A 16,736-nucleotide genomic window follows, 5' to 3' on the forward strand; every position below is an offset into this window, starting at 1 on the left:
TTCGAAATCAACCTTTTATACTTTTCAAAATATAATATCCTTTACTCTTATCTATGATTTCTACATTGCCAAATAGTTCTTCTATTTTCTTTTTAGCTGAAGGCATACCTTGCTTTTTTTGAATGACGACATAAAGTTCACCTGTAGTCTTGAGTCTGTCAAACGCTTGTTCAAAGATTCGATGAACAATGTCCTTACCAGCTCTAATAGGGGGATTAGTTAAAATGTAATCAAAGCACTGATGATTGACAGCAGATAAACAATTACTTTCCATAATCGTTACATTATCCACTTGATTTTTCGTCTTATTCATTTCTGCCAACGCCAAGGCTCTATTGTTAATATCCAACATTGTAATCTGATGGTGTGGAGATGCTTTTCCTATTGCTAAACCGATAGGACCATATCCACATCCTACATCCGCAATGGTTTTACTTGGACCTGGAGGATGTTCTTTTAAAAATGTTTTAATTAGTAAGTCTGATCCAAAATCCACACTATCTTTTGAAAACACTCCAGCGTCAGTAGTAAGTTCTAGTTGCACATTTTTTATTTGATAACTAATTCTTTTTGGGTTACTTTTAACATCAGGTTGCTCATCGTAATAATGACTCATTTCTTCACCTCTATTTTTATCATTCAATCCAAAAGCATTTAGTATGCTTGTATTAATTAATTGAAAAACCCCGTTATTAGAATAACGGGGTTTTAACTTCTCAAAGAATTCAGGTTGTATTTGTATTGAAATCTATATTAAATAGGTTAAACATACATTTTCAACCTAACTATTTAATTAGAAAGTAGAAACTATTTTAATTCTACGCTAGCTCCAACTTCTTCTAATTGTTCTTTAAGTTTTTCAGCATCTTCTTTAGGCATAGCTTCTTTAATTACTTTAGGAGCTCCATCTACTAATTCTTTAGCATCTTTTAATCCTAAGCCAGTTGCTTCTTTAACTGCTTTAACAACTTTAATTTTTGAAGATCCAGCTGAAGTTAATTCAACATCAAATTCAGTTTTTTCAGCTGCAGCATCTCCGCCACCAGCTGCACCTGCTGCTGCTACTGGAGCTGCTGCAGTTACACCAAATTCTTCTTCAATTGCTTTTACTAAATCGTTTAATTCTAATACTGACATTTCTTTAATTGCTTCAATGATTTGTTCTTGATTAGCCATTTTATATTTCCTCCATTAATTTAATTTTTATGCGCAATTATTCAGCGCTTTCTTCTTTTTGTTCTCCAACAGCTTTAACTGCATAAGCGAAGTTGCGTACAGGTGCTTGTAATACAGATAAAAGCATAGATACAAGACCATCGTGTGAAGGTAATGAACCAACTGTTTTAACTTCTTCAGCAGAGATAACGTTACCTTCCATAACGCCTGTTTTAACTTCTAAAGCTTCATGTTCTTTTGCAAATCCTGCAATAACTTTTGCTGGTGCAACAACATCTTCAGTAGAAGTTGCGATTGCTGTAGGACCTGTTAAGAATTCATCCAAGCCTTCGATACCTGCTTGTTCAGCAGCACGACGAACCATAGTATTTTTGTATACTTTATACTCAACACCAGCTTCACGTAATTGTGAACGTAATTCAGTAACTTCTGCTACAGTTAAACCACGGTAGTCAACGATAACTGTTGAAACTGAATTTTTAAGTTGTTCAGCGATAGTATCGACTTGTTGTTTTTTTGCTTCAATGATAGCAGACATTCAGACACCTCCATTTAAATTTATTGGGTGCTTTTTTTAATCACAATAAAAAAAGCACTTTCTACCCACGGCAAAAAGTGCTTGAAAGATCATTAATCATCACGTTCAAGTCAATTTTAGCCTCGGTAGGATATTGTTTTAAGTTATTAATAACTCCTACTGTCTTAGGTAAAATAATCACAAGTATTAATATAACTGCTTTAGTATAAAAAGTCAACAAAAAATTACAGACTAAAATTGATAGTTAGCCTGTAATTTGTTTTCTATTTAAAATTTATAGTTTGAAAGATGAAGTATCGACTTTCACTCCAGGACCCATTGTTGTTGTAACAGCAACAGATTTGAAGTAAGTACCTTTAGCAGAAGCTGGTTTAGCTTTCGCTAATACATCTTGTAAAGTTCTGAAGTTATCAACTAATTTTTCTTCATCGAATGACACTTTACCAATTGACGCATGTACAATACCTGCTTTTTCAGCACGGTATTCTACCTTACCTGCTTTGATTTCTTCAACTGCTTTTTTAACATCCATTGTTACAGTGCCAGTTTTAGGGTTAGGCATTAAACCTTTAGGTCCTAATACTCGACCAAGTTTACCAACTTCACCCATCATGTCAGGTGTAGCTACAACTACATCAAAATCAAACCAACCTTGTTGGATTTTTTGTACGTAATCTGCTTCACCTACATAATCTGCACCTGCTTCTTCAGCTTCAGTGATTTTATCGCCTTTAGCGAAAACGAGTACACGTTGTGATTTACCAGTACCGTGTGGTAATACTACTGCACCACGGATTTGTTGGTCATTTTTACGTGTATCAATTCCTAAACGGAATGCAACTTCAACAGAAGCGTCGAAATTAGCAACGCTAGTTTCTTTAGCTAATTTGATTGCTTCTTCAACACTATAGTATTGAGTGCGGTCAACTTTACTAGCTGCTTCTTGATACTTTTTACCTTTTTTAGCCATTTATAGTTCCTCCTTTAGTGGTTTTAGCGGAATTTCCTCCCACATTCACTTGCGCCTTGCAAGTTAAGAGCAGATAACAGATGAACGTTAACATCACTACTTTGCAATGTTAACAAACCAATAGACAATATTCATTGTATACCCTATCTGTTACCTGCTTTTTATCGTCTAAATTAAGTTTATTTCAAATTAATTTAAAAAGTTTCGCTTTATTATTGTACAGTGATACCCATGCTACGTGCAGTACCTTCAATAATACGCATTGCTGCTTCTTCGTCTGCAGCATTTAAGTCTTGCATTTTTGTTTGAGCAATTTCGCGTACTTGATCTTTAGTTACTGTTGCAACTTTAGTTTTATTAGGTTCACCAGAACCTTTTTCAACACCAGCTGCTTTTTTAAGTAGTACTGGAGCCGGCGGAGTTTTTGTAATGAATGTAAATGAACGGTCTTCATAAACACTGATTTCTACCGGAATGATTAAACCTGCTTGTTCTTGCGTACGAGCATTGAATTCTTTACAGAATCCCATAATGTTCACACCTGCTTGACCTAATGCTGGACCAACTGGTGGTGCTGGATTCGCTTTACCTGCAGGAATTTGCAATTTAACTACTTTTTCTACTTTTTTAGCCACGATGTGCACCTCCTTGATATCGTGATGTGGTCACAGGGCTTAGTTTTGCCCTCCCACTCTTAAACATTTCGTGACGAAATGAGCGCTATAAAAGCGCGACCACATTATTTTAACACTCATATTGATAAAAAATCAATAGTAAAATTTCATCTTTACTAACTACGCTATTATTATTTGTTTTATTTTATACATTCATATCGTTTGTTTATGTACATCCATCACTTATAAATAAAGGGATATACTTTTCTAACCTACAATTCTATTTTCTTTTAATGAATATCTTTTTTAATCTATTCAAATGTGTTTTGAATAAATTTAAACAAAATGGTTTTATAATTTTTCAATTTGGTCAAATTCAACTTCTACAGGTGTTTCACGACCAAACATATCCACAAGTACAGTAAGCTTGAATTTATCCGCTTCAATCTCTTGTACTTCTCCAACTTGATTAGCAAAAGGACCTGATTGGATACGAACTTGTTCTCCAACATCGAGTTCAACATCTATTGTTTTCTCTTTAAGACCCATTTGCTTAAGAATGAAGCGTACTTCTTCAGGAAGTAGTGGGTTAGGTTTTGAGCCTGCACCTGCAGATCCGACAAATCCTGTAACTCCAGGAGTATTTCTAACTACATACCACGACTCATCTGTCATGATTAACTCAACTAACACATATCCAGGAAATGTTTTCTTCACAAGCTTTTTAGCTTTCCCGTCCTTAACTTGAGTTTCTTCCTCTTCTGGTATGACAACTCTGAAAATTTGTTCAGTCATATTCATAGATTCTACTCTTTTTTCTAAATTCTTTTTAACTTTATTTTCATATCCAGAATAGGTATGTACAGCATACCAACGCTTAGCGCCTACTTCTTCAGACATGTCTTCACTCCTAACCTAAAAATAATTGTTTTAATGCATTAATTCCTATGTCTAAGGCATAGAAAAAGACTAAGAAGAATATCACTGTAGATACAACTATTATTGTATATTTAAATAATTCTTCCTTAGTTGGCCAACTCGTCTTTTCCATTTCTGACTTAACGCCTTTAAAGAAACTTTCTTTTTTAGCCATCATAAGACCTCCACACTCTATGACTTTCTAATGAAAGTCATATTCAATTAATTGATATCATCTTATTTTGATTCTTTATGAACTGTATGCGCGTTACATCTTGGACAGTATTTTTTTAAAGTAAGTCTCGTTGCTGAGCCTTCTTTTTTAGGAACATTGTAATTCCGATTGCCACAATTCTCACAATTCAAAGGTACTTTCTTCACAATTATTCACCTTTACTCATTATAATACCAATATACTATACATAAGTATTGTATTAAATGTCAAACTTATACGCCACGCTATAATTTCCTCACTATACAGTATACTATTTACATATTATTTTCTTATTTAAAACTTCTTTTAAGTTTCCATTTACTACGTTGAATCGCATTATAAACAACTTTGGATTCTAAATTTAAAACCATGGCAATCTCTTTTGGCTTGTAATCATTAAGTAGTAATCGAATAATACGTCTTTCCATTCGACTGAGTTTGTCTTCGCTTCTTTTAAAAGCTAATGTTAATTCTTTTCTAATTATCGATCTTTCTATATCGTTTAATGCCAAAGTAGCATTATATTCAACAATACATTCATTAACAAGTAGCGGTTGACGTTTATAATTCGCTCTTACTTTTCTAAGATAGTCATATTTAACCGAACGAATTAAGAAGTAAATATAGTGTTCTATTGGTACACCTTGTTGATGGTCGAATTTATGCAAGGCACGGTAGAATTTAATAACAATCTCTTGATACATGTCCTCAATGTCATACTTATTATGGGAGATATACCTTATTTTTTTGTAAATCAGTGGCTTTAGTTCTTCTATTAAAGACTCAAATAGTTCTTCAGAACATTTATTTTCTGTTTGCGATAGACACATTGCTGTATATTCTTGTTGCTGTTTATTCAGATTCATATATCTAACCTTTCGAGTAAGTTGAAATTAGTTTATATGAAATCTATCTAAAATCACAACAGAGCAAAATTAGTCTTTTTTCTGATTGCCACGTCTAATCTTTTCAAATTCTTCAAGTATCTCATTAGATAACGGAATTCTAATTCTTGGTTTCTTTTCGCTAAAATCATCAAGTGACTTGTTAACAACAACCTCATTTTCTTTTAATTCACGCCACATTTCTCTTGAAGAAATACGATATGCACCTGAACCAAAAATAGCATGTTGTTCACTCATATCACTTGTTACAACGGTAATGTGTGTTGTGTGTTTATTATATAGTTCATACACGTAGCGTTCTATAAAACTATCTGCAGTTTCTTTTTCTTTAGTAAAGATTGTTTTGACGCCATGATAGAAGTATTCCCTTTCTATCCCTGACTGTTCATAGGCATCAAATACACAGACAATTTCATCTGCTATTAATGCATTGTAGTTGGCAATTGTGTCTAATAATTGCTCTCTAGCTTCTTCTAAATTCTCTTTAGCAACAGTGCTAAGTGTTGAGGATTGGCCAATCATATTGTAGCCATCTATAATTAAGTATCTTTTCTTCATGACTTTTCCTCTAACTGATGACGTTTACGATATACTTCATACATCATTAAACTTGCAGCCACAGAAGCGTTCAAGCTATTGACATGTCCAACCATTGGAATCTTAATATGAAAATCACACTTATCACTCACTAACCGACTCATACCTTGCCCCTCACTACCTATAACAATACCTAGTGACATATCTGCTTGTAAATCTCTATAATCCGTTGCATTACTAGCTTCTGTACCCGCAATCCAAAAGCCACTGTCTTTTAATTCATCGATAGTTTTCGAAAGATTAGTAACTCTTATGACCGGAACATGCTGAATCGCTCCTGTAGAAGCTTTGGCAACGGTCTGTGTTAACGCAACTGATCGTCTTTTAGGTATAATAACCGCATCAACACCAGAAGCATCTGCTGTTCTTAATATAGAGCCAAGATTATGCGGATCTTCTAAACCATCTAAAATGATAACAGTTGAATAACGGTCTTTTTTCTTTTGTTTTTGTAAAAATTCATCGAAGTTTGCATATTCATATGGGGCTACTAAAGCAGCCACACCCTGGTGAGGTGCATTTGCTAAAAAATCTAATTTAGATTTTGGTACCGTTTGTACAATTAATTTTTGTGATTTTGCATTTTTTAAAATGTCGTTAATTTGTTGCTTTTTTATACCATCTTGAATCAAAATCTTATTTATGGCGTGACCTGATATAATTGCTTCTTTAACTGCGTGTCTACCTACTATCACTATATCTTCCACATTCACACTACCTTTCATCCACTATCCTAACAATTGTTTCTAATAAGTTTTCTAATCGTTCTGATTGATGGTCTAAATATAAAAATCCGATAACAGCTTCTAACGCTGAACTTTTACGATAAGTTTGAATGTCAGTATTTTTAGCTTTTGTATAACTTTTAGCGTTACGTCCTCGTTTTAAAACACTTAGCTCTTCCTCTGTAAACCAGTCAATATCTAACAAATACTCTAAAGTCTTAGCTTGACTTTTCGCTGAAACGTAACTTTTCGATACTTGGTGCAAACGATGAGGTTTACTTTGTAATTTTAGCACGATATATTCACGCACATGTTGATCAAGTACTGCATCACCCATATATGCCAATGTTAAAGGATTAAGAAGTTTTACGTTCATATGTTTAGCCACGTTTAAATCTTACACCTTGGGGGGTATCTTCTAAAATGATATGACGTGCTTTTAACATATCTCTAATTTCATCTGCTCGAGCGAAATCTTTATTTTTACGTGCTTCATTACGCTCCTCAATCAATTGTTCAATGTCTTCATCTAGTAACTCTTCAGTTTCTTTACTCTTAAGTGGTACACCAAGGACGTCACTAAAAATGCTGTACACTTCTTTAAATCTATTTAAAACTTTTGTTGAAGTTGTATTTTCTAATACATATTTATTTGCAAGTTTAGCTAAGTCATACCATGCAGTTACTGCATTAGCAGTATTAAAGTCATCATCCATTACCGTTTCAAATTGATTTAGTATTTTATCTATTTGTTGTATATATTCTGATTGTTCTTCCAAATCTGAGGCAATTTGTTCTCTTTCCTCAATTAACTTGTAGCTATTACGTATACGTTCAAGACCACTTCGCGCCGCACCTACTAATTCTAAATTGTAGTTTATTGGGCTACGATAATGCACACTAATCATAAAGAATCGTAATACGTCTGGATCGACTTCTTTAATGATATCGTGAACTAAAATGAAATTTCCTAGAGACTTACTCATTTTCTCATTATCAATATTAATAAAACCATTATGCATCCAATAATTTGCGAAAGGTGCATGATTATGAGCCTCTGATTGAGCAATTTCATTTTCATGATGCGGAAATTGTAAATCTGAACCACCTGCGTGAATATCTATTGTAGACCCTAGTTCATGATAAGCCATTACTGAACATTCAATGTGCCAACCTGGTCTACCTTTACCAAATGGACTATTCCAACTAATTTCACCTGGTTTAGCTTTCTTCCATAAAGTAAAATCTAGCGCATCTTCTTTTTGTTCTCCAGCTTCAATACGAGCGCCAACTTTCAAATCATCTAATGATTGATGACTTAATTTACCATATCCATCAAATTGACGTGTTCTAAAATAGACATCACCGTCACTTTCATATGCATAACCTTCATCTACTAATTCTTTAATAAAATCAATAATTTCACCCATATGATGCATCACACGCGGATTAGATGTAGCCTTTTTCACATTCAAAGCACCAACGTCCTCATAAAAAGCTTTAATATACTTTTCAGCAATTTCAGGAACACTTTCATTAAGTTCTTTAGAGCGATTAATGAGTTTATCATCAACGTCTGTGAAATTAGAAACATAGATGACTTCATATCCCTTATATTCGAAATATCTTCTGACTACATCATAATTAATAGCTGGTCGTGCATTTCCAATATGAATATAATTGTAAACTGTTGGCCCACATACATACATTTTGACCTTACCTGGTTCAATGGGCTCAAACGTCTCTTTCCGACGTGTTAAGGTATTATATAATGTAATCATCTTGAATCTCTCCATTCTTAGCTTTTTCAAGCTGTCTTTCTAAGTGTTTAATTTGTTCGTAAAGTGGATCAGGTAAGTTACGGTGATCAAATGTTTTACCAATACGTCTACCTTCTTGTTTAACAATGTGACCTGGTATACCTACTACAGTTGTATAACTAGGAACAGACTGTAATACTACGGAATTAGCTCCAATATTCACATTTGATTCAATTTTTATATTACCTAATATCTTAGATCCAGCTGCTATCAAAACATTATCACCAATATCAGGATGGCGTTTTCCTTTTTCTTTGCCTGTACCACCTAAAGTAACTCCTTGATAAATAGTAACATTATCACCAATTGTACATGTTTCTCCAATAACTACACCCATGCCATGGTCGATAAATAAACGCTTACCGATTTTTGCACCTGGATGTATTTCAATTCCGGTAAAAAAACGTGATAGTTGAGAAATCATTCTGGCTGCTACATAGCGTCTATTTTTATATAATTTATGGGCAATTAAGTGACTCCAAACTGCATGTAATCCAGCGTAAGTAGTTATTACTTCTAAAGTCGAGCGCGCTGCAGGATCCTGTTCAAACACCATCTTTATATCGTCTCTCATTCTTTTTAACACGAACGTCTCCCCCTCAGTCTAATCAAATTAATTTCAACACGTTTAAATCACTATGCGGAATATCATCGGTATCATAAGTTTAAAAATATGAAAAGAGCACCTCTAACATTTGTTGCTAGAGGCGCTCTCGCACGGTTCCACTCTTCATTTAATAGCAATACTCATATTTGATTTATTACTATTCTCATCTCAATTATTTATTTTTATTAACAAAGGTGCATTCATTAATATTTATGATGTGCTCACAGCTACCGCACACTCTCTGACACATAAACATTTAACTACTAATCCTTTGAATCACTTTATATTTATAATCATATGTTGTCACTTGTAAAATTTCAAGTCGTAAACACTTTATGACTTAATATTTATTTAAACAAGGTTTTTTAAGCGTGACAATACTTTATCTTTGCCTAATACTTCAATTGTGTTAGGTAATTCAGGACCATGCATTTGTCCAGTAACAGCAACACGAATAGGCATAAATAATTGTTTACCTTTAATACCAGTTTCTTTTTGAACTTCTTTAATCATTTTCTTAATTTCAGTTGCCTCAAACGATTCTAAAGATTCTAATTTACCATATAAATGGTTCATTAGTTCTGGCACTTGTTCTCCTTGTAATACCTCTTGTTCATCTTTTCCAAGTTCCGGCATTTCATGGAAGAACATTTCTGATAATGGAACAATTTCACCAGCGTAACTCATTTCTTTTTGATACAACGCTATTAATTTACGTCCCCATTCTCTATCCTTTTCTGATGGGTTTTCAGGTATAAGATTAGCCTTGATTAAATGAGGTAATGCAAGTTCGAATACTGTTTCTGTATCTTTTGTTTTCATATACTGATTGTTAACCCAAGCAAGTTTTTGTCTATCGAACATAGCTGGAGACTTAGACAAGCGTTTTTCATCAAAAATCTTTATAAATTCTTCTTTAGAAAAGATTTCCTCTTCACCTTCAGGTGACCAACCTAACAATGTAATAAAGTTAAATAATGCTTCTGGAAGATATCCTAAGTCACGATATTGCTCGATAAATTGTAGGATTTGACCATCTCGCTTGCTTAATTTTTTACGCTCTTCATTAACAATGAGTGACATATGACCAAAACGAGGTGCTTCCCATCCAAATGCTTCATATATCATTAACTGCTTAGGTGTATTTGAAACATGGTCATCACCACGTATAACATCTGATATTTGCATATAATGATCATCTACGGCAACTGCAAAATTATAAGTCGGAACACCATCTTTTTTTACAATTACCCAGTCTCCGATATTGTCAGATTCAAAGGAAATTTCTCCTTTAACCATGTCATTGAAAGTATATGTTTGATCTTTAGGCACACGGAAACGAATTGATGGTTTACGCCCTTCCGCTTCGTACTGTTGACGCTGTTCTTCTGTTAAGTGCGCATGTTGTCCACCATATCTTGGCATCTCTCCACGAGCAATTTGAGCTTCACGCTCTGCTTCTAACTCTTCTTCAGTCATATAACATTTATATGCTTTGTCTTCCTCTAATAGCTGTTGAATTAGTGGATTATAGATTTCTGCACGTTCAGATTGACGATAAGGTCCAAAACCTTTATCTTTATCGACAGATTCATCCCAATCCAAACCTAACCATTTTAGATTATCGAATTGTGAAGATTCACCATCTTCTAAATTACGTTTACTATCTGTATCTTCGATGCGAACAACAAAATCACCATTATAATGTTTAGCAAATAAATAATTGAATAATGCTGTTCTTGCATTACCAATATGCAAATATCCTGTTGGACTTGGCGCATATCTTACTCTGATACGTTCACTCATTATTTTCACTCCTACTATTAATTGTGTGGATAATAAATAGCCAAATATTAATTAAAATACTTTGCAAATTATACATCAATAAAATGATAACTATGACCACTATCAAAATATGCAAATAAATGCGGTAGTTTATTGTAAGTGGTTTAATTTTAAAAAAGTTATTCAAACGATAAAGATACCCTAAAGTATACCTTGATGAATAACTTGATTAAATATTGAATATTCTAATCCACCTAACATTTCAATAATATTGTAGCACTTAAAGGCCTCTTTGATAAGTCACATGTTTAATATGTATAACCTTGTTAAATAAAACCAATTTGAAATATTTCAATTAAATATAGCACCTAAATTCGTAAGGTACGTTTCACATGAAACCCTTATTCTAACAAAGATAATCTATAAAATTTTCAGTCAACAAATTTCGCAAAAACAATTCTTCCTGATGATGTTTGTAACAAACTTACGACCTCTAAATCAACCTGTTGACCAATGTAACTCTTCGCGTTATCAACAACCACCATTGTACCATCATCTAAATATCCTACGCCTTGTCCTGGCTCTTTACCTATCTTCGTTAATAAAATACTTAACTGGTCGCCTTGATGTACATTAGGTTTGATTGCTTCCGATAAATCATTAACGTTGAGTGCAGTAATTCCTTGAACATGACATACTTTATTTAAATTAAAATCAGTCGTAATCACATGTGCGTGATACTGTTGTGCTAATTTAATTAATAATGTATCTATATCACTATGGGATTGAGTTGGATGTATAACGCGTGTAGGGTAATCTAAATCATAAAGTTGATTCAAAATATCTAATCCTCTTTGACCTTTTTCACGTTTCACGCTATCTTTAGCATCCGCTATAACTTGTAATTCATTTATAACGCCTTGTGGTATTAATATATCACCATCGATAAATCCGCAACGTATAATATCTAATATCCTTCCATCGATAATTGCACTTGTATCTACAATCTTAGGTGTCGCTCTTCGTGTATTATTAGACATGGAACGTGCCATATTCTCTGGTAAAAACATAAGCATTTCATCTCTTTTTTTCAGACCAAATTGAAAGCCTAAATAACATAAAATAATAGTGATAATCATAGGTACAAAGTGATTTAATATGGAATTACCTATCATTTCTAAGATAAAAGAAACCATCACTGAAATAAATAAACCAATAATTAAACCAATTGTAGCAAATAATATTTCTACCGCACTGCGTCTCATGATTAATTGTTCAAATTGTTTAAAAGCATATGTTACTTTATTAATGAATAATCCAAATATAATAAAAAATATAATAATGCCTATGAAACTATCTACATAATAATTAGTGATAACCGCATGCTGATGAATGCCAAGATCTTTAACAACTTCGGGTATAATTATAACACCAAGAGCTGCACCAACAATGATATAGATTGCTACAACAATTGCTTTTGTTATATTCAACTTATATCCTCCTTCCATTGATGTTATATCCTAGTATGGCTTAATAATACGGCTTACCTCGGTTTTGAATGTAATGCATATTTTAAAGCTTCATGTACTGATGAAACACCAACGACTTGGATGCCTTCTGGGAATGTCCAACCTCCAATATTTGTCTGTGGAATAATAGCTCTTTTAAACCCTAGTTTGGCCGCTTCTTGAACACGTTGCTCTATGCGAGATACTCTGCGTACTTCACCTGTTAATCCAACTTCACCCACAAAACAATCTAATCCATCAACAGCTTGATCTTTAAAACTTGATGCTGTCGCAACAATAATACTTAAATCAACAGCAGGTTCTGTTAATTTGACGCCACCTGCTACTTTAATATAGGCATCTTGTTGTTGGAGTAAATAGTTTTCCTTTTTTTCTAGAACCGCCATAAGTAAACTTAATCGATTATGATCTATACCTGTAGCCATTCGTCTAGGATTATTAAATGTAGTTGGTGTAACAAGCGCTTGGACTTCAATGAGTAGTGGTCTTGTTCCTTCCATAGTGGGGACGATTGTAGAGCCCGGAACATTTGTAGAACGTTCCTCTAAAAACATTTCAGAAGGATTAAGTACACCTTTTAATCCACTTTGCTTCATTTCGAAAATCCCCATCTCATTTGTAGAACCGAATCTATTTTTTACTGCTCTAAGGATACGATAAGCGTGATGCTCGTCTCCTTCAAAATAAAGAACTGTATCAACCATATGTTCCAATAATCTTGGTCCGGCGATTTGTCCTTCTTTTGTTACGTGTCCCACAATAAATGTGGCAATATTCATCTGTTTAGCAATGTTCATTAAACTCTGCGTACTCTCTCTTACTTGTGATACCGATCCAGGTGCGGAACTAATTTCCGGATGATAGATTGTTTGAATCGAATCAACAACAAGTAAGTCAGGTCTCTCTTCTTTTACAGTTTGATGTATCACTTCTAAATCAGTTTCAGCTAAAACATTAAGATGACTAGAATCTTCTTCTAAACGATCAGCGCGCAACTTAGTTTGATTAATAGATTCCTCACCAGTAATATATAAAACATTCTTATTTTGTGACAGCGCAGCACAAATTTGTAGCAATAAAGTCGACTTACCAATACCTGGGTCTCCACCTATTAGTACTAACGAACCACTTACAATACCTCCACCTAAAACACGGTTAAATTCCTTTGATTCTGTAAGTAATCTAGGGGTAGCTTCATGCTTAACACTATTTAACTTTTGTACCTTACCTGCTGTTTCTTTTGTTTTTACACCATGTTTAGGATGAGCAACCTTTTCTACTATTTCTTCCATTTGATTCCACGCACCGCAGTTAGGGCACTTGCCCATCCACTTAGGAGATTGATAGCCACATGCCATACATTCGAATATTACTTTTTTCTTGGCCATTGAGACACCTCCGATTTAATATGAACAAATCTATTTTAAACTGACAAGTTGAATCTGACAAATTAAAATTAAATAATGATGTTGATAACACTTATAAGTCTATAACCCTTTCATAATATTTCTATAATGAACCTATAACATTCATCATATGCTTATCTGTTTAAACATTCTGGCAATTATACTAATGATGATTCAGCAAAAATATAAGTAAAATTTTAAATTGATTTACCTCATTCATTGTTTATTATTATATATTTAAGTGATTATCTTAGTATAGAAAATGCCTGAGACAATGATTGTCCCAGGCATTTTATTTATTGGCAATTGACAACCGAGTTGAACTTGGGCTAATCTCAATTTTCAACTCTAGTCCTCATTACCAAGTGAGACAGCGAATTACTTACGCTTTCTATCTCACTCTTCTTAATTTAATATTTAACGTTATAATTGTAGTAACTCAATATGCGAAATTAAAGTTATAATAATTTAATTATGATTCTGTTGTTTCTTTTTTAGCTGTAATTTCATAAATATCATACTTAAATTCTTTACCATCATGATCAATTGTTACTTCTTTACCTTCAATTTTATTTCCATCTAAAATCAATTCGCTTAAATTATCTTCAACCGTTTTTTGAATTGCTCTAATGAGTGGTCTAGCACCATATTCAGGATCATATCCTTCTTCTGCAATTTTTTCTTTCGCTTTATCAGTAACAACAATATTAATATTTTGCTCTGAAAGACGGTGAGTAAGTTTATTTACCATCATTGTAACAATTTCTTTTAATTCATCTTTTGTAAGTTTGTGGAAGACAATAATGTCATCAACACGGTTTAAGAATTCTGGTCGGAATGAATTTTTTAATTCTTTCATCATTGTTTTTCTGACAGTTTCGTAGTCACTACCTTCTGAAGCACCTCCAAAACCAGCAAAGCGTTGGTCCTGTAATTCTTGAGCTCCCACATTAGAAGTCATAATAATCACAGTATTACGGAAGTCCACAGTACGACCTTTAGTATCTGTTAAATGACCATCATCTAAAACTTGTAGAAGAATATTAAATACGTCAGGATGTGCTTTCTCAATTTCATCAAATAAAATCACAGAGTATGGTTTACGTCTAACTTTTTCAGTCAATTGACCGCCGTCATCATGTCCTACATATCCTGGAGGTGCACCAACTAATCGACTGACAGCATGTTTCTCCATAAATTCACTCATATCTACGCGAATCATTGCATCGTCTTCACCAAACATAGATTCAGCTAAAGCACGAGCCAATTCAGTTTTACCCACACCTGTAGGTCCTAAGAAAATAAAACTACCGATTGGACGTTTTGGATCTTTAAGACCAGCACGAGCTCTTCTAACAGCTTTACTAATTGAATTGACAGCATCGTTTTGTCCAATGACACGTTTATGAAGTGTATCTTCAAGATTCAATAAACGATCTGATTCAGTTTCATTAATTTTAGTTAAAGGAATACCTGTCCAACCAGCTATTACTTCAGCGATATTTTCTTCAGATAAGGCAGTATCTAAACCACCTTGTGCATTTTTCCATTCATTTTTAGCATCTTCATATTGCTTTTCAAGTTTAGATTGCTTATCTCTTAAATTAGCGGCATTTTCAAATTCTTGAGCATGAACTGCAGCATCTTTTTCATTTTTTACTTTATCAATTTCTTGTTCAATCTCTTTTAAATTACTTGGCGTTGTATGACTTTTAAGTCTAACTTTTGAACTTGCCTCATCAATTAAGTCAATGGCTTTATCTGGCAAGAAACGATCTGAAACATAGCGATCACTCAATTTAGCAGCCGCTTCTAAAGCTTCATCTGAGATATTAATTCTGTGATGAGCCTCATAACGGTCACGTAATCCTTTTAAGATTTCAATCGTGTCTTCAACTGTAGGTTCATCCACTTGAATTGGTTGAAAACGACGTTCTAATGCAGCGTCTTTTTCTATATTTTTACGATATTCATCTAATGTTGTGGCACCTATACATTGCAATTCTCCACGAGCTAAAGCAGGTTTTAAAATATTAGATGCATCAATTGCTCCTTCTGCGCCACCAGCGCCAACTAAAGTATGAAGTTCATCGATAAATAGAATAACATTACCAGCTTGATGGATTTCCTCCATAACTTTTTTCAATCTTTCTTCAAATTCACCACGATATTTAGTGCCAGCTACGACTGTACCCATATCTAATGACATTACACGTTTGTCTTTTAAAGTTTCTGGTACTTCATTTTTAACAATTGCTTGCGCAAGCCCTTCAGCAATTGCTGTTTTACCAACACCGGGTTCACCAATTAGCACAGGATTATTTTTAGTACGACGACTTAAAACTTCAATTACACGAGTAATTTCTTTATCTCGTCCTACGACTGGATCTAACGTTCCATCTTTAGCAATAACAGTTAAATCTCTAGCTAATCCATCTAAAGTAGGCGTGTTATTAGACTTATTAGCTTGCGCATTTTTATTACTCATTTCTGGACTTCCTAAAGCTTTTACAACTTGGGCACGTGCTTTAGTAATATTTAAATCTAGGTTTGCAAATACACGTGCTGCAACACCTTCATTTTCTCTAATTAAACCTAATAGTATATGCTCTGTTCCTACAAAGTTATGATGTAGCTTTCGAGCTTCATCCATAGACAGTTCAATTACTTTTTTTGCTCTCGGTGTATAATGTAGTGTGCCCATTTGCTCTTGACCGTGACCGATAAGTTTTTCAACTTCTTCGATGACTTTATCTTCAGTAATATTAAAACTTACTAATACCTTTGCTGCTATACCTTCTGGCTCTTTCATTAAACCAAGCAAAAGATGTTCTGTTCCAATATTAGAATGGTTCAAACGAATTGCTTCCTCTTGTGCATGTGCCAACACACGTTGTGCACGCTCTGTCAATCTACCAAATAACATGTATAA

18 protein-coding genes and 1 other annotated feature are annotated in these 16,736 nt (G+C 33.8%); all 18 genes read right to left on the minus strand.

Going from position 1 to position 16,736, the window contains the following annotated elements; genetic code table 11:
* Positions 1-7 precede the first annotated feature (7 nt).
* Positions 8-616 (minus strand): class I SAM-dependent methyltransferase, encoded by a 609-nt coding sequence (locus NST35_RS10955; protein ID WP_002458642.1) that lies wholly within the window; start codon positions 614-616, stop codon positions 8-10.
* A 191-nt stretch (positions 617-807) separates the two neighbouring features.
* Positions 808-1,176, minus strand: a complete 369-nt coding sequence (gene rplL / locus NST35_RS10960; protein WP_001832283.1) for a 50S ribosomal protein L7/L12 — start codon at positions 1,174-1,176, stop codon at positions 808-810.
* A 37-nt stretch (positions 1,177-1,213) separates the two neighbouring features.
* Complete coding sequence (gene rplJ / locus NST35_RS10965) at positions 1,214-1,714, minus strand: 50S ribosomal protein L10 (RefSeq protein WP_001832306.1); 501 nt, start codon at positions 1,712-1,714, stop codon at positions 1,214-1,216.
* A gap of 39 nt (positions 1,715-1,753) precedes the next feature.
* Positions 1,754-1,901: a sequence feature (ribosomal protein L10 leader region), on the minus strand.
* Positions 1,902-1,988: 87 nt separating this feature from the next.
* Positions 1,989-2,684 (minus strand): 50S ribosomal protein L1, encoded by a 696-nt coding sequence (gene rplA, locus NST35_RS10970; protein ID WP_001832314.1) that lies wholly within the window; start codon positions 2,682-2,684, stop codon positions 1,989-1,991.
* A 212-nt stretch (positions 2,685-2,896) separates the two neighbouring features.
* Positions 2,897-3,319 (minus strand): 50S ribosomal protein L11, encoded by a 423-nt coding sequence (rplK, locus tag NST35_RS10975; RefSeq protein WP_001832298.1) that lies wholly within the window; start codon positions 3,317-3,319, stop codon positions 2,897-2,899.
* A gap of 330 nt (positions 3,320-3,649) precedes the next feature.
* Entirely contained in the window at positions 3,650-4,198 is a 549-nt protein-coding gene (gene nusG, locus NST35_RS10980) for a transcription termination/antitermination protein NusG (RefSeq protein ID WP_002458643.1), read from the minus strand.
* A 10-nt stretch (positions 4,199-4,208) separates the two neighbouring features.
* The gene (gene secE / locus NST35_RS10985; RefSeq protein WP_002438679.1) at positions 4,209-4,391 is read right to left on the minus strand and encodes a preprotein translocase subunit SecE; all 183 of its coding nucleotides are present in this window, start codon (positions 4,389-4,391) and stop codon (positions 4,209-4,211) included.
* A 62-nt stretch (positions 4,392-4,453) separates the two neighbouring features.
* Positions 4,454-4,597: a 50S ribosomal protein L33 gene (rpmG, locus tag NST35_RS10990; protein WP_001832285.1), complete on the minus strand. Its 144-nt coding sequence runs from the start codon at positions 4,595-4,597 to the stop codon at positions 4,454-4,456.
* 123 nt (positions 4,598-4,720) lie between these two features.
* Positions 4,721-5,296 (minus strand): sigma-70 family RNA polymerase sigma factor, encoded by a 576-nt coding sequence (locus tag NST35_RS10995; protein WP_002458644.1) that lies wholly within the window; start codon positions 5,294-5,296, stop codon positions 4,721-4,723.
* Positions 5,297-5,365: 69 nt separating this feature from the next.
* A complete protein-coding gene (locus tag NST35_RS11000) occupies positions 5,366-5,893 on the minus strand; it encodes an NYN domain-containing protein (protein WP_001832317.1) in 528 nt (175 codons plus the stop codon).
* Entirely contained in the window at positions 5,890-6,639 is a 750-nt protein-coding gene (gene rlmB / locus NST35_RS11005) for a 23S rRNA (guanosine(2251)-2'-O)-methyltransferase RlmB (RefSeq protein ID WP_002458646.1), read from the minus strand. Before rlmB ends, NST35_RS11000 begins: the two co-directional genes overlap by 4 nt.
* Before the next feature lie 7 nt (positions 6,640-6,646).
* Positions 6,647-7,033: a Mini-ribonuclease 3 gene (locus NST35_RS11010; RefSeq protein ID WP_002469321.1), complete on the minus strand. Its 387-nt coding sequence runs from the start codon at positions 7,031-7,033 to the stop codon at positions 6,647-6,649.
* Positions 7,034-7,037: 4 nt separating this feature from the next.
* Entirely contained in the window at positions 7,038-8,438 is a 1,401-nt protein-coding gene (gene cysS / locus NST35_RS11015) for a cysteine--tRNA ligase (RefSeq protein ID WP_002445731.1), read from the minus strand.
* Positions 8,422-9,051: a serine O-acetyltransferase gene (gene cysE, locus NST35_RS11020; protein ID WP_002438669.1), complete on the minus strand. Its 630-nt coding sequence runs from the start codon at positions 9,049-9,051 to the stop codon at positions 8,422-8,424. The genes cysS and cysE overlap by 17 nt, the downstream gene beginning before the upstream one ends.
* Before the next feature lie 384 nt (positions 9,052-9,435).
* Positions 9,436-10,890: a glutamate--tRNA ligase gene (gene gltX, locus NST35_RS11025; RefSeq protein ID WP_002438667.1), complete on the minus strand. Its 1,455-nt coding sequence runs from the start codon at positions 10,888-10,890 to the stop codon at positions 9,436-9,438.
* A 410-nt stretch (positions 10,891-11,300) separates the two neighbouring features.
* A complete protein-coding gene (locus NST35_RS11030; protein ID WP_002458650.1) occupies positions 11,301-12,359 on the minus strand; it encodes a PIN/TRAM domain-containing protein in 1,059 nt (352 codons plus the stop codon).
* Positions 12,360-12,412: 53 nt separating this feature from the next.
* Positions 12,413-13,786: a DNA repair protein RadA gene (radA, locus tag NST35_RS11035; protein WP_002458651.1), complete on the minus strand. Its 1,374-nt coding sequence runs from the start codon at positions 13,784-13,786 to the stop codon at positions 12,413-12,415.
* Positions 13,787-14,276: 490 nt separating this feature from the next.
* Positions 14,277-16,730 (minus strand): ATP-dependent Clp protease ATP-binding subunit, encoded by a 2,454-nt coding sequence (locus NST35_RS11040; RefSeq protein ID WP_002445729.1) that lies wholly within the window; start codon positions 16,728-16,730, stop codon positions 14,277-14,279.
* Positions 16,731-16,736 lie beyond the last annotated feature (6 nt).

The organism is Staphylococcus sp. FSL W8-0304 (genome assembly GCF_038006565.1).
Lineage (GTDB): Bacteria > Bacillota > Bacilli > Staphylococcales > Staphylococcaceae > Staphylococcus > Staphylococcus epidermidis.